Here is a 19,984-nt window from a genome sequence, read left to right as displayed (position 1 = left end):
GAAAGGACGTTCTGATGAAGAAGACCATCGCAATCGGTTGCGACCATATCGTTACGGACGAGAAGATCTATCTGGCCGACCGCCTGGAGCAGGCTGGCTACAAGGTGCTCGACTGCGGCACCTACAGCCACACCCGTACGCACTATCCCATCTACGGTAAGGCCGTGGGCGAGGCTGTTGCCAGCGGCAAGGCCGACTTTGGCGTGGCCCTGTGCGGCACCGGCATCGGCATCACCAACGCCGTCAACAAGGTTCCCGGCGCTCGCTGCGCCCTGGTTCGCGACATGACCTCTGCCCTGTATGCCCGTCGCGAGCTCAACGCCAACATCGTGGGCTTTGGCGGCAAGATCACCGGCGAGTTCCTGATGGCCGATATCATGCTTGCCTTCCTGGAGGAGCCCTACGAGAAGACTCCCGAGCACGACGCCCTGATTGCCAAGATCGACGCCTGCAATAAGGCCGACGCCGAGGCTCAGGCTGACCCGCACTTCTTTGACGAGTTCCTCGAGAAGTGGGACCGCGGCGAGTATCACGACTAAGGGGGTTCCGGCGTTTTAACAAACGCCGGACCGGTCGACGCTGCGAAGCCATCTGGCGGGCAATCTGCCGCTCAGCTTCGACGGCATGACCAGAAGGTCAATGCCGTCTCGCTTCACGGCACCTTGCCTCGCCAGCTGGCTTCTCGCTGATGTCTGAGTGACCTGTGGGGTTACCGCTGTTGTTGCGAAGCGTTCTGGTATGGCAAGTTGCTCCGATAACACGTTTGCTTGCTTGGCTTGAGTGCTTCGTTTTGGCGGCCCCCGGCATTCTGCAGCTTTTCAATTGACGGCTCGCGTTTCTGTGAGGGGGCGCGGGCCGGTTTTCTATCAGCCCCACTGACTTGGCGGGCTGTCGTAAGAAAGGGAAGGCTCCTATGGAGTTTGTTCTTGATAACGGTTCTATCCGCGTAGCACTGAGCACGGCTGGCGGATCGTTCACTTCTATTGCGGCCAACGGCCGTGAGTACCTGTGGCAGGGTGACCCGGCGGTCTGGTCGGGCCAGGCACCCATTTGTTTCCCGATCTGCGGCGGCCTTCGCGACGGTCACGCAATGACCATGGGCGGCCGCGAGGTTAGGCTCGCCCGCCACGGCTTTGCGCGCAAACAGGAGTGGAAGCTCGAGGAACAGAGCGACAACATGGTTGCACTGAGCCTAAGCTCTGCCGACCATGCCGAGCTGCTCGAGCAGTACCCGTATCCGTTTAAGATCGTTGCTCGTTACACGATCGATGCGGCAAAGGTGGCCGTGTCGTACGAGGTGACCAATGAGGGCACCGAGGACATGCCGTTCTTTGTGGGCGGTCACCCTGGCTTTAAGTGCCCGCTTGACGAGGGTGAGTCCTATGACGACTACGAGCTCCGTTTTGAGCAACGCGAGGCCGCCGAGCTCTGTACTGCCGTTCCCTCGACGGGCCTGATTGATGTTGAGCATCGCAGCAAGAACCCCATGATCGGCCAGAACCTGCCGCTGACCCACGAACTCTTCGACTTCGCGGAGACCATCTTCGACGTGCTCGAGAGCCGCGTGGTTACGCTGACCAAGAAGACCGAGGACAAGGGCGTGCGCCTGACGTTCCCCGATATGCCGTACCTGATTGTGTGGAGCAAGCCCGAGGGCGACTTTGTGGCCGTGGAACCGTGGGGCGGCCTGTCCACCTGCTCCGACGAGGACGATATTCTGGAGCACAAGCGTGGCTGCCTGGTGGCCAAGCCGGGGGAGACCGTTACCCGCGGCTTTGAGATCGAGATCCTTTAACGAGCTATCGTATGTTTGGGGCGGGTCATGCCGCCCCGGAACAGGAGTTCAACATGATTCTGACCGTTACCATGAACCCGTCGATCGATACGTGCTATCAGCTCGACAAGCTGATCATCGACGACGTTAACCGTGTGACGCCCGAAAAGACCGCTGGCGGCAAGGGCCTCAACGTGAGCCGTGTTCTGCTGCAGTTGGGCGACGATGTGCTCGCGACCGGTTTGCTCGGCGGCCACATGGGTGCCTATATGGCCGAGCTTATGGATGCCGACGGCGTCAAGAACGACTTTGTGCCCATCGCCGGTGAGACGCGCATTTGCCTGAATATTCTGCACGAGGGTAATCAGACCGAGCTGCTGGAGAGCGGCCCGCAGATCGCCCCGGCCGAGCTCGAGGCCTTTACGGCCAAGTTCGCCGAGCTTGCAGCGAAGGCGGACGTTGTGACGCTTTCGGGCTCGCTGCCGCGTGGCGTCGATGCTGGCTACTATGCTGAGCTCGTCAAGATCGCCGAGGAGGCGGGCGCCAAGGTGCTGCTCGACACCTCGGGTGCATCGCTGGAGGCCGCGCTGGAGTCCGACGCTAAGCCTGAGCTCGTAAAGCCCAACCTGACCGAGATTAACGGCCTGCTGGGTACGTCCTTTACGACCGAAGATGTCGATGCCCTACGCGAGGCGCTTGCCGCCGATGACCGTTTTGCCGGTATCCCCTGGGTTGTCGTTTCGATGGGCGCTGCCGGTTCGGTGGGCTTCCATGGGGGTCGCGCGTTCCGCGCCAAGACGCCCGCGATTGCGGCTGTGAATGCGACGGGTTCCGGCGACTCGACCATCGCCGGCTTTGCGCATGCCATTGCTGCTGGTGCCGACGACGTCACGGTGCTCAAGACCGCCAATACCTGCGGCAAGCTTAACGCCATGGATCCCAAGACCGGCCACCTGGTCATGGACCGCTGGGACGAGATCTACAACAACGTTGTCGTGACTGAACTGTAGGGTTACGCGGTTTTACCAAACGCCGTAGCGGCTCGACGCTGCAAACGCCCCTAAGCGGCAATCTGACGTTCAATCGTCGGGCATGACCAGAAGGTCAATGCCCTCCTCTTTCACGTCACCTTGCTCGCTTAGGGGCGTTTTCGCTGACAATGCCAAGACATCGGCGTTGCCTTGGTCGCAAGTAGTCATTGGGGACGTTCTTGTTTGACTAGTCATTTAAGAACGTCCCCAATGACTAGCCAATAAAACGGCGCCCGTCGGCGATGTTGCCGGCGGGCGCCGTTGTCTTGCAGGCGGAATGATCTGTTTTCCTCCGTCCCCAAGGGATCATTACAGTGAGTCGATAAAGCGCTGCTGGGCGGCGCGTCCGTCCTCGTCCCACTTAAAGACTCCGGCGTTGTCGAGCACGTGGCTAAACACCACGCCGACCTCCTCATGCAGGATGTCGATGGCGTTATCCGCCGTAAGCTCGTTCGCGCGGCGAGCAAAGACGTCCTCCGCCCATGCGGCGTGGCTGCGGCAAAGATCATCGCCCTCGAGCGAGCCGGCGAGATCGTAGCTGGCATCGGCCTTGGCCGCCAGCAGGTGCTCGCGGACAGCGCCGAGCTCGGGAACCAAGCGCGGCGGCAGAATTGCCAGGCCCATGACCTCGATCAGGCCGATGTTCTCCTTTTTAATATGGTGGTACTCGGCATGCGGATGGAACACGCCCAGCGGATGCTCGTCGGTCGTGATGTTGCAGCGAAGCGCCAGGTAGGCCTCGTAAATTTCGCCGCCGGCGTTGCCGCGGGAGTCCACGCGGCGGATGACGGGCGTCACGGTGTTGTGCGCCACGCCATCGGCTGTGTGCGCGATGACGCCCACCGACTCGTCGGTCCACTCGCGCCAGGCGAGGATAATCTTCTCGGCAGCGTCGAGCAGCTGAGCGCGGTCATGCGTGCGCAGGCGCAGCACCGAGAGCGGCCACTGCAGCACGGTGCCGCTGACCTGGTCAAAACCGGGCACGCTAAACTGCGAGACCTCGGCGGCGTGCATCATGGGGAACTCGTGCGCGCCACCCTGGAAGTGGTCGTGCGACAAGATTGAGCCGCCTACGATGGGCAGGTCGGCGTTGGAGCCGATAAAGTAATGTGGGAACAGGTCCACAAAGTCGAGCAGGCATGTCAGGCCCTTGCGGTCAACGTGCATCGGGCGATGCTCGGAGCTCATGGCAATGCAGTGCTCGTTAAAGTATGCGTACGGGCTGTACTGGAAGCCCCAGCGCTCGCCATTAAGCTGAATGGGAATAACGCGTAGGTTCTGACGGGCGGGGTGAGCGCCACCGTCGGCTGCGGCGGAGCGTCCGGGATAGCCCTCGTTTTCGATGCAGAGCTGGCAGGCGGGATACTTCTCGCCCGTGTTCTTTGCGGCGCCGGCCGCGGCAATGTCGCGCGGGTCCTTCTCGGGCTTGGACAGGTTGATGGTGATCTCAAGATCGGCCCAGTTGGTGGGGGTGCTCCATTTGATGTTGCGCGCGATGGCGGCACGGCGCACGTAGCCGGCGTCGCAGCACAGGCCGTAGAACCAGTCGGTCGCGGCACGGGGCTCGTTGACGCCCATACGGCCGTTGAATTCCTCGTTTACAACCGAAGGCCTCGGCATCAGCACACCCATGATGCGCATGGCGATGCGATCGCGGCCCGATGCCGTATCCTCGGCAGCACCGTTGGCAACGGCGGCCTCGGAAAGCGCGGCAAGCGTGCCCTCCAGGTCAAAATCGGGGAGCGTATCGGGGTGCAAGAGCGAGAGCTTCTCGTTCTGCAGCGCCCAGGCCATATCGAGCGCCGGTCCCGTAGCGCCGATGCACTCCAAAATGGTGTTGTAGGCCCAGATGCGGTCGTCCTGTCCGATCATCGATCGGTGGATGGCATACTCAATCAGGCCCTGCGCGGCCTCGCGCACATCAGTCATTACAGCCATGCCGCGTAAGCCCCCTTGTCAGAAATCGCGTAGTGGCGGGCAGAGCCCTCGCCAAGCCAGCCGTTCATCTTGGCAATGAAGGTGTCGACCAGCTCGAGCGGCACGAAGGCCTGGATGGTACCGCCAAAGCCGCCGCCGTGGATACGAACGGCGCCACGGCCGTCGAGCACATGCTCGGCAAGAGCAAGCGCGTACATGGAAGGCTGCTCGGCACCCAGTTTGGCAACAACATTCTGCAGGTACATGGCGGAGCTGGCGCCGGACTCACGCGTCAGGACCAGGAACTGGTCAATGTCGCCGACGTTCAGGGCCGCCCAGCGCTTATCGACTAGGCCGTTCTCGTACCAGTAATGAACGGCGCGCAGGCAGGCGCGGTCGCCCAGCTTGGCGCGCAGCTCGGGGAGCTTGGCGTCAAAGTCCGCCACGTTTACCTCGCACAGGCGTGCCTTGCCAAACTCGGCGGCGACGTCCTGCATCTCGCGCGGAACAGCGGCGTAGTCGTCGGTGGCTGCCACATGGTCGGCGCCAACTTTAACGAGCACGAGCGCATAGCCGTGGTCCTCAAAGTTGAGCTCGAGCTTCTGGGTTTTAGGCTGAGCCTGGTCCTCAAAGTCCATGTAGGCGAGGCCGCCCAGGCACACGGCAGCTTGGTCCATCAGACCGCAGGGCTTGCCGTAGTAGTTGTTCTCGGTGCGCTGGCTCATCTGGGCGAGTGCGACGGGTTCAATGGCGGGCGCGCCCCAGAGCGTCTCCATGGCACGGCCGTACGCGGCCTCGACGGCAGCAGAGCTGGAAAGGCCACCGCCCGAGGGGACGGAGCAGGTGAAGGCAAAGTCGAAGCCGTGGGGCTCAACGCCCAGAGCAGCGATTTCATGGGCCATACCACGCACGAGGCTTGCGGACGTGCCCTTCTCGGACACCTGAATGTCTACCGTGTCGAGCGTGATCTCAAACGTAGGATAGCCCTCGTCGGCGACGCGAATCTTGTTGGAATCGGTTGCCACGGCGATGCCGTCGACGGCGACATCGAGCGAGCCGGCGATAACGTGACCGCCCTCGTGATCGGTGTGGTTGCCGCTGATCTCGGAGCGGCCGGGCGCGTGCACATAGAGCACCTGGCGATCGCCGATGGGGCCAAACTCCTCCTCAAACAGCTTGGTGAGCGTGGCGAGTGTCTTTTCGTCGGGGGTGGTCATGAGGGTCCTTTCCTTGGCGCATACTGACGAGTTTTCCGTCGTAGTGAGTACGTTAACAATCTGAAGCGGCATAAACTCAGCATCTACGATGCCGCACGTTACGGGCTATGTTAACGTACTCATAACACAACACTTATCACTTTTTGAGAATCTGGTAATCGGTAGAAATTCAGCCGTGAACGGTACTGCCGTATGGACTTATAAAGCAGAAGAGATGCAGATAGAAAAAGTAGAGTACGTTAACATGCGTCCGACGATAGCGGGCCTCGGCGCGGGATGTATTTCTGCCCGGGCTGGCATTCACGCTATTCAGATCTCGCAAGGGTGAAGGTGATCCTGTGGCAAGGCGTCCGTCCAACGATACAGGTACGCGTCCGGTTTCCATGGCCGACGTCGCCCGCGCTGCCGGTGTTTCGCAGCAGACGGTTTCGCGCGTTGCCAACGGCCTCCCTAACGTCAACGAGCAGACGCGCCAGCGCGTGCAGGCCGCTATGCAAGAGCTCGGCTTTCGTCCGAGTTATGCCGGTCGCTCGCTGCGCGATGGCCGTTACCATTCGGTCGGCCTGTGCATCAACGATGTCACCAAGTTTGGCAACCTCTCAATGATCGACGGCATCGCCAGCGCTGCTCGCGAGCATAATTGTGCCATCACGCTGGTCGAGATGTCCAAGACCGAGGAATTCTCGCTTGCCGAGGCAACGCGTCGTATGGCTGCGCTGCCCGTGGACGGCATCATCATCGGCATGAGCCGCATGGCGCCCGATTTTGAGACGTTTGATCCACTGCCGGGCATTGGCACGGTCATCGTTACCATGTATGCGCATCCGCGCGTGACCACAGTCGATTCCGACCATTACGGCTGCTCGCTGTTGCTTATGGACCATCTGTTTGAGCTGGGGCACGAGCAGATTCGCTATATTGGCGGCCCGTCGTTCTCGGTCGACGAGCAATTTCGTCGCGCCGGTTGGCAGGATGCGCTCGAGCGTAAACACATCGAGCCGGCAGAGCCGCTCGAGGGCGACTGGTCTGCCAACAGCGGCTACGAGGCCGGCAGGTACCTGGCCGAGCATGACCGCGCCATGACGGCGATTTACGCGGCAAACGATCAGATGGCAAATGGCGCGATTGCCGCGCTGCGTGATAGCGGTCTGCGCGTGCCTGAGGACGTGAGCGTGGTGGGCGTCGATGACTCGCTCGATGATTTTGTCGCGCATAACGAGCTCACGACCGTGCGGTTCGATCTACATCAGCGCGGACGCGAGGTATTCGAGCATGCGGTTCCCGAGGCGGGTACGGCGGGCAAAACTGTTGCCATTCGTATTCCCGGTCAGCTCATCGTTCGACATAGTACGGCGGCACCGCGCGCATAGTTTCTGCAGGTCAACGGTGATATGTTGAACATCAATAACAATCGGTAAGGATGTCGGTAGATAGCTGTTGGGATGTAGCCGAGTGCTATGATAGACGGGCTCTTTTGTCTATCTAGGAGGCTTTGCCTGATGGAGATCACCAAGGATATCCGCTACGTTGGCGTCGACGATCACGACATTGACCTGTTCGAGGGCCAGTACGATGTGTCCGAGAACGGTATGGCATACAACAGCTACGTTATCTTGGGCGAAAAGATTGCTGTCGCCGATTCAGTCGACGGCGGTTTTGTCGACGAGTGGCTCGGTAACATCGAAGCCGTGCTCGACGGTCGCACGCCCGATTACCTGGTCGTTCATCATATGGAGCCCGACCACTCCGCTGGCATCGCCGCCTTTATGGAGCGCTACTCCCAGGCCCAGATCGTGGCCAGCATGGGCGCCTTCCGTATGATGGTCAACTACTTTGGTACCGATTATCCCGAGCGCAAGATGGTCGTCAAAGAGGGCGACGTGCTCGACCTGGGTGGCCACAGCCTAACGTTTGTCGGCGCCCCCAACGTGCATTGGCCCGAGGTGCTCTTCTCCTATGAGGCTACCGACAAGGTACTCTTTAGTGCCGACGGCTTTGGCAAGTTTGGCGCTAACGACATCGAGGATCCCGAGGGTTGGGCTTGCGAGGCTCGCCGCTACTACTTTGGCATCGTTGGTAAGTTCGGCAAGTTCGTGCAGGCCGTGCTCAAGAAGGCCGCTGATCTGGACATCCAGATCATCTGCCCGCTCCACGGCCCCGTGCTGACCGAGAACCTGGGCTACTACCTCGACACCTACAACACCTGGTCGAGCTATCAGCCCGAGGACGAGGGCATCACCATTGCCTACGCGAGCGTCTACGGCCATCTGAAGGCTGCCGTTGAGGAGCTTGCATCTGCGCTTGAGGCTCGCGGCCAGAAGGTTTCCGTCTTTGACCTGGCTCGCGACGACATGGCCGAGGCCGTTGAGGACGCGTTCCGCTATGACCGTCTGGTGCTCGCCTCCATCACCTATCAGGGCGAGATCTTCCCGTTTATGAGCACCTTCATCCACACGCTCGCCGAGCATGCCTACCAGAACCGCACCGTGGCGCTCGTCGAGGCCGGTTCCTGGGCACCTGCCGCCGCTAAGGTTATGACCAAGGAGCTCGAGGGCATGAAAGACATCACGCTGACGCAGAATAAGGTGACCGTCCTGGGTTCGCTCAACGACGCCTCGCGCGCTCAGATCGAGGCCCTCGCCGACGAGCTTTCCAAGTAGCGACACGTTCACTTTTGATGCTCAACCACCACAAAGGAGACCTTTGTGGTGGTTTTTGTTTAAGCGCCGGCGATGATGAGATTTGGGCGGGCGTCGTCGGTGGCCTCGGCGATTGAGGTGGCGACGGCGGTATCGGAGTCGCTATCCATCACGATGGTGTCGACGTCGGCAAGCTCGGCAAAACGGTACATGCCGCGTCCGTTGACCTTGCTGGCGTCCATGAGGGCGACGCTTTGACGGGCGGCGGAGATCATGGCAGTTTTGGTCTCGGCCATCTGCGGAAAGTCGGTCGTAAAGCCGCAGCCGGGAACAAAAGCTCCAGGGCACATGACGGCAAGATCGGCGTGGACCATTTGGAGCGCCTGCATAGTGAGCGGTCCGTACAGATAACGATGGCCTTTGCGCAGCGCCCCGCCCGGCATGACGACATCGACTGAGGGCATGCTCTCGTCGATGTAATCGGCAATGGTAATGTCGGCCGTGATGACGGTGATACCATCGCGCTGATCGAGGAGCCGGACGAACTCGAGCGCCGTGGTGCCCGAGTCGACGAGCAGGGTGTCACCGCTGCCGACGAGTTCGATGGCACTTTGTGCGATGGCCTGCTTGGCGGCGACATTTACGTTGATGCGGCGATCTTGCGTGGAGACAGTTAGGCGTTTGTGGAGCGACACGGCGCCGCCATGCGTGCGACGCAGCTTGCCGGATTCGGCGAGCGCGTCCAGGTCGGCGCGGGCGGTGACGGAGGACACGCCAAAGGTCTGGGCGATTTCTGCCACCTGCACCGAGGCGTTATGCTCGAGCATCTCCATGATGGCGGCACGACGCTCATCGGCGAAGGCTCGGGTTGTCGCATGGGCCATAGCTGCTCCATTCTCACATTAATTTGCAGGAATTGTGTTGAATCTATTTTCGTTCATTTTCTTTTTAAGTAAGAAAACGCCTTTCGATTACTTATCTTTTCTATAAAAGAAAGACGCTCAAGGCTCAAAACTCAATATCGAACACGCCCACTCGGCTCCAATTCCTTCCGTTTACTTTTCAAAAATGACTGTATTGACCTGCATGGGCTCAATATCTCGCACGTGCAAAGCCACTGATTTTCATACAATGGGCGCAGCAAAACGCAAGGAATAGGCTTTGCGGACACGTACGCCCGATGTCCAGATGCGGGCGAGGGAGAGGAGCAAACGCTCATGGCACTTGTTACCACCGAAAAGATGCTCAAGGACGCTCAGGCCGGCCACTACGCTGTTGGCGCTTTCAACGTCGAGAACCTCGAGTTTGTTATGGCCGTTCTAGCCGCTGCCGAGGAGACCAAGTCCCCCGTCATCATGCAGACCACCCCGGGCACCATTAAGACCGCTGGCCTGGACTACTTCTACGGCATGGTCAAGGCTGCCGCCGAGCGCGCTTCCGTGCCCGTCGCCCTGCACCTCGATCACGGCGATGGCTATGACCGCTGCATGCAGGCTTTCCGCACTGGCTACACCTCTGTCATGATCGACGGTTCGCATGAGTCCTTCGAGGACAACATCGCCCTGACCAAGTCCGTTGCCGACGCTGGCCGCGCCATGGGCGTGCCCGTCGAGGCCGAGCTCGGTAAGGTTGGCGGCAAGGAGGACGACGGTCCCGCGGTTGAGGGCGAGAGCCCCTACACCGATCCTGCCGAGGCCAAGGAGTTCGTCGAGCGCACCGGCTGCACTTCGCTGGCCATTGGCGTTGGCACCAGCCACGGCGTGTACACGAGCGATCCGCACATCGAGCAGTCCGTGGTCAAGGCCATCCGCGACGCCGTCGACGTGCCGCTGGTCTTGCACGGCACCTCTGGTGTGCCCGATGAGCAGGTTGCCGAGGCCGTGAAGAACGGCATCTGCAAGGTTAACTACGCCACCGAGCTGCGTCAGGCCTACACCAAGGGCTTCATGGCCTACATGGCCGAGAACCCTGCCTGCTTCGACCCCAAGAAGCCGGCCAAGGAGGGCATGCGTGAGATCACCGAGCTGGTTAAGATCCGCATGACCAACCTCAACTCTGTGGGCAAAGCAGAGTAACAGCAAGGGTACTCCGACTCGCTACATATCCCGGGGAGGGACGAGGGCTTAGTTCCCCAATCGTCCTCGGGCATGCAAAAAGCCTCGCTTCGCACTTCGTGCGGCGAGGCTTTTTGCCCCCTGCGGAAAGATTGGGGAACTAAGCCCTCGTCCCTCCCAGGTTGACCTACTCGAGGTCGTCGTCCTTGTGGCGTTGGGCGGAAAATAATAAGAAGCCTTCGCGCTGCGGAATGATTTTGGAAACTAAGTGCGGGGCCCGCCCAAGCTGTCCTGTTCAATCGCCCTTGTGGCGTTGGGGCTGAAAGGGTGGGGCGCGGGGGTTACTTGGTTGTTATGGTTAGTAGGTCGTTGGGGGTTTTGAGGTTGTAGGTGGCGTTTGGGATGTCTTGGTGTGATCCCCATGCCGCTCTGGCAAAACTGACCCCTGCTGAAGTTGCGCATTGTTCGTCGTAGACGGTGTCGCCAACGTAGACGACGTTGCCAGGATTCGCGCCCGTACGTCGGAGATATTCGAGCATGGGTGCGGGCGAAGGCTTGTGCTCGGTTGTGTCTTCGACAAGGATGATGTGTTCAAAAAACTTATCGAAGCCAAGGGGTGCAATTTCGTCTGTGTATTCGTCGCGCGCACGTGAGGAGACGATGCCAAGTTTGCAGCCGTTGTTGGCGAGTGTTGCGATGACTTCAAGCAAGCCTGGAAACACGCTGATGGTGCTTTTAAAACTGGCGGCAACTTGGCACCAGCGATTCAACGTTGCCTGCGAGTAGATTCCAAGTTTCTCAAGGGCATCCTTGCCGGGTATGCCGAGGGCAAATTCAAGCTCGTGTCGGGGGAGCGTTTTGCCGGTCTCTTCTTGGACAATCTGGACAAGCGATGATAGAACGCTTTCTTCTGTATCTGCCAATGTCCCATCAACGTCAAATACGATATGGTCAAAGTGCTTCATATGATTGCTCCTCTCTGTTGTTTGCCTGCAAGTTTGATGCAGTGACAGAAGAAGGGCTAGCGGGATTTCTGCCTGGTGCTATCGAGATTCTGCCTCGCTGCTCGATAGCTCGAAGGAGTGCATCCCATTTGTTCTTTAAATACCTGGCCAAGATGGCTTGCTGTCGCAAAGCCGCATTGGCGCGCGACTGTCTGGACCGTTCGCGTGGTGTGTGCCAAAAGTTCGCAAGCACGGTTTACGCGGTATGCGCGCAGATATGCCGCCGGGGTCGTTCCTGCGCAAGCTTCGATAATGCGGTAACACTCTCTTTCGCTTACGCCGGCTGCAGATGCCATCTGGGGCACATCTACAGCGGCTGCATAGTTTGCGCGGATATAGTCCAGGATTGCCTTGAACTGTACGTCGCGGTTGGTCATCCAAGAGGCGTTGTCGGAGGAAAAGAGCGGTTCGGCCTTGGCGTAAATCTGAATCCAGAGCTCTGACAAGCTATTCCGAAGCGCCATCTCGTTCTGCGGCCGTTGAAGGTCGTGGTTAAAGGAACTCTTTAGCAAATCGATAAAGGGCATATCGTCGGGGTTGGTGGGCGACCATTTGAGCACATCGACGCCTCGACATTGCAGCAAAGGATTGATATAGCGCTTTTGAAGGCGTCCCGCGGGATCGCCGAGCATCGACGGCTGAAAGATATGCAACATTTGAATGGCTGGTGCCGAATTGGGTGATTGCAGCGTGCTGTGCAAAACGCCGCCGTTGATAAAGCCGGCGGACCCTTCCTCAAAGCGTACATGCTCATGAGCCGCGCGCGTTCGATAGTCAATCGCTCCCTGTTCCATGTAGAAAAGCTCAACTTCGGAATGCCAGTGCCAGGGGACGGAATTGCCCGGATAGCGAGCGAATTCTGCGCGTTCGGCAATATAGGGCCAGTCTTCGGCGGTCTCGGGAAACGCTTCCTCGCGTCCTCCGTGGTGCAATTCTATGTGATCCATGTTTCGCATGGCATCAGTATAAAGCGCGATGGGCTTAGATTGCTCTTGCCTGTTCGGGGAACGCCTTGTTTAGGGATGCTTGGAGCTTTTCGAACGATGCTCGCAAGTTGTGGCTCTGGTTGGTTGAGCGTTTGGCTTTTGTGGTTGGGGAGTCGAGGAGACCGTTTCTCTGTGTCGGGGGGAAGGAGAAAAGGTCTGCATGTTTTAGGGATGGCTGCTGTGTTGCGTCATTGGAAGAATGCATGCTTATGCGGCCTCCTCGATGTCCACCAAAAGGTTGCGCACGGGGTGTGCTGCTAGGTCCCGTGCGTTGGCAGTATTATGCCGCGGCTGCTGCAAAGAAGCGCTAAAGAAAGGCTTAATCTGGTTTGGTGTTCCGATGAAACCGCAGGTAAAAGCTATCGAGTAACACTCTTGAAAGGTTTTGAGCTTAAGGGCTTTCTAAGGTTTGTGGCGTAGACGTGGCGCGGACGTGCGGAGCGTGTGAATGCTCGCTGTTAGCGCTGCGGCTCTGCGGCGCGCACCTGCTCGATGACCTTTTCCATGGTGGCGTCGATGCAGTCTTTTTTGAGCTCGCATTCCCAGATGGTTATGGGTGTCCAGCCCATTTGAGTGAGTGCTGCCACGGCAGCGCGGTCGCGCTCGACGTTGCGACGGAACTTTGCCTCCCAAAACTCAACGTTGCGCTTGGGCTGGCTAGGGTTGCACTTGGGGCAGCGGTGCCAAAAGCAGCCGTTGACGAAGATGGCGATCTTGCGGCCGGGAAAGGCGATGTCGGGCTTGCCAGGAACCTTCCATTCCAAGCGATAACCCGTAAGGCCCGCTGCACGCAGGCGCTGTCGTACGAGCAGCTCGGGCTTGGTGTTGGCGCGTTTGTTGCCTTTCATGGACTTTTTGATGGCGGCGCGACGGCGGACCAGTTCGCGCTCGTCAGCGGAGAGGTCCGAGGTGTCGATGCCGTCGAGCAGACCGGGCTTGGGACGCTTTTTGCTGCGGCGCTTAGGTGCGCGCTTGGGCTTGGTGGCGGGCTTGTCGGTCGCGGTGGCCTTGGCGTCGTTGGCAGTGCTGTTGGCCTCAAGCCGGTCTTCCTTCAGCTCAATCAGGGCATCAATGAGCCCTTTGTCGGCGGGCATCCACTCAACGGTGGCAAGTGAGGTGCGCGGAATCCAGCGGATATCGAGCTGGCGGTCGTGCTTCTGGGGCTCATCGGATTCATCGGCCAGCGAGCAGTAGTAGCACTCCATGGAGAGATGAAAATCGGGGTAGTCATACTCAACGGTGTAGAAATCGCGCAGGTTGGTGACTTTGACCTGCAGCTCTTCCATGAGCTCGCGGCGTACGGCGTCCTCGGGCGTCTCGCCGCGCATGAGCTTGCCGCCCGGGAACTCCCAAAGTCCCTGCATGTCGCCGTAGCCGCGCTGCACGGCAAGCAGCTCATCGGATCCTTCCTTGCGAATGATCCCAGCGGCAACATGAACAGTCTTCAACAGGAGTCCTCTCTCAACATCAACACGTGACAGGGTAGCTACCCGTACCTTACACAACGGTAAGGCAAGCGTAAGCCATATCGATGGTAGCCGACTCGGCTTCTTGCGACTATAGATGCCGTAGACTAATCGCAAGAAAGGACTCGGTATGCAAACCACGCACATGGCGACCCCGGTACTGGAGGTCGCGCATCTCGAAAAGGTATATGGCGCGCTGGGCAATGTGACCCGCGCGCTCAACGACGTTAGCTTTACCGTCAACCGCGGCGAATTTGTGGGCATCATGGGCGCCTCGGGCTCGGGCAAGTCGACGTTGCTCAACTGCGTGTCGACCATCGATAGTGCCACGAGCGGTACCATTCGCATCAACGGGCAGGACGTTACGCGCATGAAGCAGGCCAAGCTCTCGCAGTTCCGCCGCGAGGAGCTCGGCTTTATCTTCCAGGACTCCAACCTGCTCGATACGCTCACAGCACGCGAGAACATCGCCCTGCCGCTCACCATCGCCCGCATGAACTCGGCGGAGATCTCGACCCGCGTGCAGGATGTGGCAGCGCGCCTGTCCATCAGTCAGGTGCTCGACAAGTATCCCTACCAGATGTCCGGCGGTCAGCAGCAGCGCGTTGCCGCGGCTCGCGCGCTCGTCACCGACCCCACCATGATCATGGCCGACGAGCCCACCGGCGCCCTCGATTCCAAGAGCGCCCGCCTGCTGCTCGAGAGCCTGGAGGCCCTCAATCGCCGCCTGCGCGCCACCGTGCTCATGGTCACGCATGACAGCTTTGCCGCCAGCTACACGAGCCGAGTGTTGTTTATCCGCGACGGCAAGATCTTCACCGAGCTGCGCCGCGGCGACACCGACCGCCGAGAGTTCTTCGACCGCATTATGGAGGTCGTTGCCATGATGGGCGGTGAGGGCTCCGATGCTCTGTAAACTCGCTTGGGGCAACGTCCGCCGCGCCGGCCGCGACTACCTCGTCTACCTTTTGACGCTCACCCTGGGCGTCACGGTCTTCTATGCCTTTAACACTATCTCGATGCAGGTCGACATCGCCGGAATTGATGAAGAGGGCTTGGCGCAGGTTATGGGCAGTATGCTCGGCGACCTGACGTACTTTTTGGCCGGTGTCATGGCCTTTTTGATGGTGTACGCCAATAACTTCATCATGAAACGCCGCAAAAAGGAGTTTGGCCTGTACCAGGTGCTCGGCATGGGGCGCGGGCGCGTCGCCACGATCATGGCGCTCGAGACGGTGATTGTCTCGGTGGTGGCCTTTGTCGCCGGCATTGTGCTGGGTGTGGGACTCTCCCAGCTCATGACGTTCTTTACGGCCTCGCTCTTTAAGACGCAGATCGCCGATTTCCACTTCTTTTTCTCGATGCATGCGTTCAATCTGACCCTTGCCTGCATGCTCGTAATGTTTGTGCTCACGCTACTGCTGAACCTCCGCGCCGTGCGTCGTACCAAACTCATCGAGCTTATGGGTGCCGAGCGTCGCAACGAGAGCATCAAGACACGCAACCCCTGGATCGCGATTGCCATCTTTGCCGTGGGTGCGGTGCTTGTGGGCGTGGCCTATTACCGTCTGCTACGTGATGGGTTCCCGCTAACCGCGACGGACAGCAAGCTGCAAGAGGCCATGAACCAGTTTGGTATTACGACCGCTATGGTTACCGTGGGCACCTTTGCCCTGTTCTGGGGACTCTCGGGCATGCTCATCAAGCTGCTGCAGAGCCTGCGCGGCGTGTATTGGCGCGGCCTCAACATGTTTACCGTGCGCCAGCTTGCGGCCAAGGTCAACGCGGTGTGCTTTTCGATGGGTGTCATCGCGATGCTCCTGTTTTTGGCCATCACCTCGGTGACGTGCGGTATGTCAATTGCCAACGTGATGAATGAAAACCTGGAGCGCTATAACCCTGTTGACGTGTCTCAGACGTATGTCTATTACACGCCCGAAACGCTCGACTACTACAAGGAGTATGCCAATCCGTCTGAGGCCGATCGCATGGTGCTGGCCGATGCAACGGTCGATTTGTACGCTGCGTGGCATGGCGAGCGCAAGTCGGCGGACAACAACGACGAGACCGGCAAAAAGGTCGATATTGCCGATGTTGCCGGTGAGCATGTGCAGATCGATTCGTATCTGAGTTATCCGCTTGGCGGCTCGGGCCCCTCGGTGGTGGCGGGTGAGATGTGCAAGGCCATGGGCAAAAAGCTTCCCAAGGCGCTCGAGGGAAGCAACGCCGATGCGATGGGTCTGTTTGTGACGCCGGCGAGCCAGTACAACAAACTGCGCCAGATGATGGGCGAGGAGCCGGTGAGCATTGGCCGGAACCAGTATCTGCTCACGTGTGATATGGGCGGTGAGCTGGGCGACCTGTACACCAAGTATATGGCTGGCGGCCATGCCCTTACCTTGGGCGGGCATACGCTCAAGCCCGCTGGCGACAAGTCGGACGAGGATACGGCTGCCATCGCCAACTCGGCGATGGGCAGCAATCCCGGTACCGTGGTCGTAGCCGATGAGCTGCTGTCCCAGCTTAATCTGCAGCCGTATTCCAGTAATCTGCTCGTTAACTACAAGCAGGGGATGGATGTGACCAAGGCAGACGAGAGCATTAAATACACCATGCTCGACATTCTGCTCGTTGACGGCAAGGAGCCGGGGGATGGGGAGTCTTCATCAAGCGTTCCGAGATGTACACGCAAGCAGCGCAGATGAACGGCATGATTAGCTATCTAGCCATCTACATTGGCTTTGTGCTGGTCGTTGCATGTGCAGCGATTCTGTCGATCCAGCAGCTCTCCAATGTGGCCGACGGCAGCCGCAGCTATCGTGTGCTGGCACAGATCGGCTGTGACGACCGCCAGATTCGCCATTCGGTGATGGCGCAGCAAGCGGTATTCTTCCTGTTCCCGCTGGCAGTGGGCCTGGCGCACTCCTTTGTGGCACTTAAGGTGATCATCGAGCTGGTGAGCATATTCGGAAATATGAGCATCGGCGGCACCGTGGGCCTCACCTGTGCAATCTTCCTGGCAGCCTACGGCGGCTACTTCTTGGTGACGTACCTCATGAGCGCCGGCATGGTGCGAGCCGCTATTGCTACCCGTTACAGCGAGTAACAAGCGGGCAAAATCGTCGCAAAATCGGAGGTGTATGACTGCCGCGAAGGGACCAGGGACCCTTTCGCGGCGGTTTTTGCCAACCTGGTGCGTCTCAGATACAAGTGAGCAGACTTTTTTGAACCTGCCGAGCACATCGCGACAAATACTCAATAAAACCGCAGGTCAGAGCTATATCGTTTTGGCGTGTGCTCGGGCTTCTGCAAAAAGCCTACTCACTTGGTTTTTCTGCTAGAAGACCGCCGCGAGAGAAGGCAGCTCTCTCGCGGCGGTTGGCGTTTGCCCAGATAAAACCTGCCAAAATAAACCTGTCCCTTTTTGGCAGGTTATCGCTTCCAAAAGTGGAGGATCAACGTCGTGCGGTTTTGCTGCTCGGTTTTGACCAGGATGTTGTGGATGTGGGTCTTGACGGTGCCCACGGCAAGGAATAGCTCGTCGGCTATCTCTTGGTTCGATTTGCCCAGCACAACCAGGCGCATGACTTCGGTCTCGCGGTTGGAGAGTTTGTAGGCGTTGCGATAGAAGGGCATCTGCTCTTCGATGTGTCGATCAAGATCGCTGACGTTCTTTTCCTCGGGTGCCTCCTGCATGCGGATCGAAAGCACGTGATAGGCATAGATAATCAGCAGAATCGCAAAGTAGCACGCAAAGATGTTCTCGCTAAAGTTGCGCTCGGATAGGTACAGTTGCAGCCAGGAGGGTGCCAGGCTCATGGGAACAACAAGGATGTTGTAGAAATCCTCGGCAACGATGCACCCGACCAGAATGGCGCCGATAATGAGGTGCTTTCGTTGATTGTTGACGCGCGCCTTAAGCTCGACCTGCGTGCTTTTATGCGCCGTCCAAAAGATATAGAGCCCCACAAATACAAGGAATGCCTGACGGATCGTGTAGTAGAGCCATTGATGCATGGGGCCGTAGGGGACAGCGACAATGATCAGCAGCTCGCTTAGGAAGAACGTTGCGACGGGAATAACAAACTGCTTTTTTGAATGTTTGTCGAGCAAGTCCATGGCAATGAGCCAGATAAAAGCTTGTGAAGCGGTCGCCACAAGGGTCCGCAACACAGGCATGGTAATTGAGTAATAGTCGCTGGCTGGAAAACTCTGGTTTTGCAACGTGTATTCAAAAAAGAAGATCTCGGTCATCTCGATGGCATAGCAGATAAATACGCCGCTGCCATAGATAAAGAACCGTCGACGAGACGAGGCATAGGCGGCAAGCGAAAGCACTGCCGTCACAATACAAATCAGGAGTATCGCTAGGGTATAGAAGAACATCAGAGTGTTCATCTGCCACCGTCCCATCTCATTTATCTATGGCCGAGTCCTGTATATCTTGTGGGATATAGACGTCTCAACCCTTCGTTACATTGCGGATTAGGCGCCGAGATACAGCATAGCCGTATACCGTTCGCGGTTCTAGATAGTAAACCCCCTGCAAGCTGGCTACCTGCGGGTTTATATTGGTTTAGAGGGGGTGTAACTCCGTGAACGGTCTTTAATCCCGAATAAACTAGGTAAAAATTGCATACGGGTGAATGATGGTCTTGTCAACACGAGGCGTGATGTTCGAGCGCCTCATAGTAATAGTCGGCAAGACCGGCGGAAAGGAAATCGACATGGCACTGCCTAAGGATTTCATCGACACCAACGACTTCACCAAAGAGCAGATCCTGGCTATCGAGGATCTTGGCCTGGCAATGAAGAAGGCCATCAAGGTTGACGGTTATTATCCGCACCTGCTCCGCAACAAGAGCCTTGGCATGATCTTCCAGCAGGTTTCCACCCGCACCCGTCTTTCCTTCGAGACCGCTATGACCGACCTCGGCGGCCATGCTCAGTTCTATGGCCCTGGCACCATCCAGCTCGGCGGTCACGAGTCCCTGGGCGACACCGCTCGCGTTATGGGCTCGCTGCTCGACATCATGATGGCTCGCGTTGACCGTCACAAGGACGTCGTCGGCCTCGCCGAGGGCTCCGCTGTGCCCGTCATCAACGGCATGTCCGAGTTCAACCATCCCACGCAGGAGATGGGCGACCTCATGACCATGCTCGAGAACCTCCCCGAGGGCAAGAAGATCGAGGACTGCACCCTGGCCTTCATCGGCGACGCCACCCAGGTCTGCGTCTCCCTCATGTTCATCGCTTCCAAGGTCGGCATGAAGTTTGTCCAGTTTGGACCTAAGGGCCACCAGATCCCCGACGGCGGCCTGCACGTTGGCACCGTCGAGGAGCGCGCCGAGTTCGGCAAGCAGATGATGGCCATCGCCGAGGAGAACTGCAAGGTCTCCGGCGGCTCGGTCGTCATCTCCGACGACATCGAGTGCATCAAGGGCGCCGACTTCATCTACACCGACGTGTGGTATGGCCTGTACGACGAGGAGGTCTCGGGCGAGAACTACATGGACGTGTTCTATCCCAAGTATCAGGTCACCATGGACATGATGAACTTCGCCGGCGCAGGCTCCAAGTTCATGCACTGCCTGCCGGCCACCCGCAACGAGGAGGTCGTCGACGAGGTCATGGACGATCCCGAGCGCTCCCTGTGCTGGGTCGAGGCCGAGAACCGCAAGCACTCCATCCGTGCTCTCCTTGCCGCCCTGGGCAAGCGCACCCCGCTCAACGACGAGGGTGTCGAGTACTCCGCCAAGGCTGAGCTCCACGCCGCTCTCGAGGCTCTCGAGCAGCTCTAAGCCTCAAGGCTTCTAAAAGCACGTTTGCGGGCGGCGGATGCTCGTCTCCTGTCGCCCGCTCACCGAGGCCCAAGCAATTGCCTTAATACCTTAGG

General features: G+C 58.8%; 17 protein-coding genes. 10 read left to right on the top strand and 7 right to left on the bottom strand.

Going from position 1 to position 19,984, the window contains the following annotated elements; translation table 11 throughout:
* The first annotated feature begins 14 nt into the window (after nucleotides 1-14).
* The 3 genes from lacB to DW913_RS02680 all read left to right on the top strand — a co-directional run bounded on the left by lacB (nucleotide 15) and on the right by DW913_RS02680 (nucleotide 2,784).
* Complete coding sequence (gene lacB / locus DW913_RS02690; RefSeq protein WP_006234831.1) at nucleotides 15-539, top strand: galactose-6-phosphate isomerase subunit LacB; 525 nt, start codon at nucleotides 15-17, stop codon at nucleotides 537-539.
* A 374-nt stretch (nucleotides 540-913) separates the two neighbouring features.
* Complete coding sequence (locus DW913_RS02685; protein ID WP_117640152.1) at nucleotides 914-1,795, top strand: aldose 1-epimerase family protein; 882 nt, start codon at nucleotides 914-916, stop codon at nucleotides 1,793-1,795.
* A gap of 53 nt (nucleotides 1,796-1,848) precedes the next feature.
* Complete coding sequence (locus tag DW913_RS02680) at nucleotides 1,849-2,784, top strand: hexose kinase (protein ID WP_117640276.1); 936 nt, start codon at nucleotides 1,849-1,851, stop codon at nucleotides 2,782-2,784.
* Nucleotides 2,785-3,114: 330 nt separating this feature from the next.
* Here DW913_RS02680 and DW913_RS02675 read toward each other — a convergent pair whose 3' ends face one another.
* The gene (locus DW913_RS02675) at nucleotides 3,115-4,743 is read right to left on the bottom strand and encodes a UDP-glucose--hexose-1-phosphate uridylyltransferase (protein WP_233541978.1); all 1,629 of its coding nucleotides are present in this window, start codon (nucleotides 4,741-4,743) and stop codon (nucleotides 3,115-3,117) included.
* The gene (locus tag DW913_RS02670; protein ID WP_117797498.1) at nucleotides 4,734-5,939 is read right to left on the bottom strand and encodes a galactokinase family protein; all 1,206 of its coding nucleotides are present in this window, start codon (nucleotides 5,937-5,939) and stop codon (nucleotides 4,734-4,736) included. The genes DW913_RS02675 and DW913_RS02670 overlap by 10 nt, the downstream gene beginning before the upstream one ends.
* A gap of 383 nt (nucleotides 5,940-6,322) precedes the next feature.
* On the opposite strand from DW913_RS02670, the gene DW913_RS02665 reads away from it, so the two are divergent.
* Nucleotides 6,323-7,309, top strand: a complete 987-nt coding sequence (locus DW913_RS02665; RefSeq protein WP_117797497.1) for a LacI family DNA-binding transcriptional regulator — start codon at nucleotides 6,323-6,325, stop codon at nucleotides 7,307-7,309.
* Nucleotides 7,310-7,438: 129 nt separating this feature from the next.
* On the top strand, nucleotides 7,439-8,599 hold the full coding sequence (locus DW913_RS02660) for an FprA family A-type flavoprotein (protein ID WP_233541977.1): 1,161 nt from the start codon (nucleotides 7,439-7,441) through the stop codon (nucleotides 8,597-8,599).
* Nucleotides 8,600-8,658: 59 nt separating this feature from the next.
* Here DW913_RS02660 and DW913_RS02655 read toward each other — a convergent pair whose 3' ends face one another.
* Nucleotides 8,659-9,462 (bottom strand): DeoR/GlpR family DNA-binding transcription regulator, encoded by an 804-nt coding sequence (locus DW913_RS02655; protein WP_117797495.1) that lies wholly within the window; start codon nucleotides 9,460-9,462, stop codon nucleotides 8,659-8,661.
* A 333-nt stretch (nucleotides 9,463-9,795) separates the two neighbouring features.
* Between DW913_RS02655 and DW913_RS02650 the strand changes: the two genes are divergently transcribed.
* Entirely contained in the window at nucleotides 9,796-10,653 is an 858-nt protein-coding gene (locus DW913_RS02650; RefSeq protein ID WP_022095149.1) for a class II fructose-bisphosphate aldolase, read from the top strand.
* 320 nt (nucleotides 10,654-10,973) lie between these two features.
* Here the strand turns inward: DW913_RS02650 and DW913_RS02645 are convergent, their stop codons facing one another.
* From DW913_RS02645 to vsr, 3 genes are all read right to left on the bottom strand, one after another.
* On the bottom strand, nucleotides 10,974-11,597 hold the full coding sequence (locus DW913_RS02645; RefSeq protein ID WP_117797494.1) for an HAD family hydrolase: 624 nt from the start codon (nucleotides 11,595-11,597) through the stop codon (nucleotides 10,974-10,976).
* A gap of 56 nt (nucleotides 11,598-11,653) precedes the next feature.
* Nucleotides 11,654-12,583, bottom strand: a complete 930-nt coding sequence (locus DW913_RS02640) for an AraC family transcriptional regulator (protein ID WP_158566177.1) — start codon at nucleotides 12,581-12,583, stop codon at nucleotides 11,654-11,656.
* A 497-nt stretch (nucleotides 12,584-13,080) separates the two neighbouring features.
* Nucleotides 13,081-14,070, bottom strand: a complete 990-nt coding sequence (vsr, locus tag DW913_RS10145; protein WP_233541976.1) for a DNA mismatch endonuclease Vsr — start codon at nucleotides 14,068-14,070, stop codon at nucleotides 13,081-13,083.
* A gap of 148 nt (nucleotides 14,071-14,218) precedes the next feature.
* On the opposite strand from vsr, the gene DW913_RS02625 reads away from it, so the two are divergent.
* The 3 genes from DW913_RS02625 to DW913_RS10140 are packed head-to-tail and all read left to right on the top strand — an operon-like array spanning nucleotide 14,219 to nucleotide 17,194.
* Entirely contained in the window at nucleotides 14,219-15,004 is a 786-nt protein-coding gene (locus tag DW913_RS02625; RefSeq protein ID WP_304999771.1) for an ABC transporter ATP-binding protein, read from the top strand.
* A complete protein-coding gene (locus tag DW913_RS02620; RefSeq protein ID WP_233541975.1) occupies nucleotides 14,994-16,793 on the top strand; it encodes an FtsX-like permease family protein in 1,800 nt (599 codons plus the stop codon). The genes DW913_RS02625 and DW913_RS02620 overlap by 11 nt, the downstream gene beginning before the upstream one ends.
* Nucleotides 16,790-17,194, top strand: a complete 405-nt coding sequence (locus DW913_RS10140; RefSeq protein WP_233541974.1) for an FtsX-like permease family protein — start codon at nucleotides 16,790-16,792, stop codon at nucleotides 17,192-17,194. The genes DW913_RS02620 and DW913_RS10140 overlap by 4 nt, the downstream gene beginning before the upstream one ends.
* A gap of 326 nt (nucleotides 17,195-17,520) precedes the next feature.
* Here the strand turns inward: DW913_RS10140 and DW913_RS02615 are convergent, their stop codons facing one another.
* Nucleotides 17,521-18,486 (bottom strand): response regulator transcription factor, encoded by a 966-nt coding sequence (locus DW913_RS02615; RefSeq protein ID WP_158566176.1) that lies wholly within the window; start codon nucleotides 18,484-18,486, stop codon nucleotides 17,521-17,523.
* Between the two features lie 329 nt (nucleotides 18,487-18,815).
* On the opposite strand from DW913_RS02615, the gene ptcA reads away from it, so the two are divergent.
* On the top strand, nucleotides 18,816-19,889 hold the full coding sequence (gene ptcA, locus DW913_RS02610) for a putrescine carbamoyltransferase (protein WP_117646253.1): 1,074 nt from the start codon (nucleotides 18,816-18,818) through the stop codon (nucleotides 19,887-19,889).
* Nucleotides 19,890-19,984: the final 95 nt, after the last annotated feature.

Origin of the sequence: Collinsella sp. AM42-18AC (assembly GCF_003467965.1) — a bacterium.
Classification (GTDB): Bacteria; Actinomycetota; Coriobacteriia; order Coriobacteriales; family Coriobacteriaceae; genus Collinsella.
Note: the sequence above shows the minus strand (reverse complement) of the source record. Positions and strands in the feature narration are given on the sequence as shown.

Coding starts and splice junctions, on each gene's coding strand:
- DW913_RS02670 (WP_117797498.1), bottom strand. CDS start 5,939: ATGACCACCCCCGACGAAAAGACACTCGCCACGCTCACCAAGCTGTTT.
- DW913_RS02640 (WP_158566177.1), bottom strand. CDS start 12,583: ATGGATCACATAGAATTGCACCACGGAGGACGCGAGGAAGCGTTTCCC.
- DW913_RS02685 (WP_117640152.1), top strand. CDS start 914: ATGGAGTTTGTTCTTGATAACGGTTCTATCCGCGTAGCACTGAGCACG.
- DW913_RS02660 (WP_233541977.1), top strand. CDS start 7,439: ATGGAGATCACCAAGGATATCCGCTACGTTGGCGTCGACGATCACGAC.
- DW913_RS02665 (WP_117797497.1), top strand. CDS start 6,323: ATGGCCGACGTCGCCCGCGCTGCCGGTGTTTCGCAGCAGACGGTTTCG.
- DW913_RS02645 (WP_117797494.1), bottom strand. CDS start 11,597: ATGAAGCACTTTGACCATATCGTATTTGACGTTGATGGGACATTGGCA.
- DW913_RS10140 (WP_233541974.1), top strand. CDS start 16,790: ATGAACGGCATGATTAGCTATCTAGCCATCTACATTGGCTTTGTGCTG.
- lacB (WP_006234831.1), top strand. CDS start 15: ATGAAGAAGACCATCGCAATCGGTTGCGACCATATCGTTACGGACGAG.
- DW913_RS02655 (WP_117797495.1), bottom strand. CDS start 9,462: ATGGCCCATGCGACAACCCGAGCCTTCGCCGATGAGCGTCGTGCCGCC.
- DW913_RS02675 (WP_233541978.1), bottom strand. CDS start 4,743: ATGGCTGTAATGACTGATGTGCGCGAGGCCGCGCAGGGCCTGATTGAG.
- DW913_RS02650 (WP_022095149.1), top strand. CDS start 9,796: ATGGCACTTGTTACCACCGAAAAGATGCTCAAGGACGCTCAGGCCGGC.
- DW913_RS02620 (WP_233541975.1), top strand. CDS start 14,994: ATGCTCTGTAAACTCGCTTGGGGCAACGTCCGCCGCGCCGGCCGCGAC.
- ptcA (WP_117646253.1), top strand. CDS start 18,816: ATGGCACTGCCTAAGGATTTCATCGACACCAACGACTTCACCAAAGAG.
- DW913_RS02680 (WP_117640276.1), top strand. CDS start 1,849: ATGATTCTGACCGTTACCATGAACCCGTCGATCGATACGTGCTATCAG.
- DW913_RS02625 (WP_304999771.1), top strand. CDS start 14,219: ATGCAAACCACGCACATGGCGACCCCGGTACTGGAGGTCGCGCATCTC.
- DW913_RS02615 (WP_158566176.1), bottom strand. CDS start 18,486: ATGAACACTCTGATGTTCTTCTATACCCTAGCGATACTCCTGATTTGT.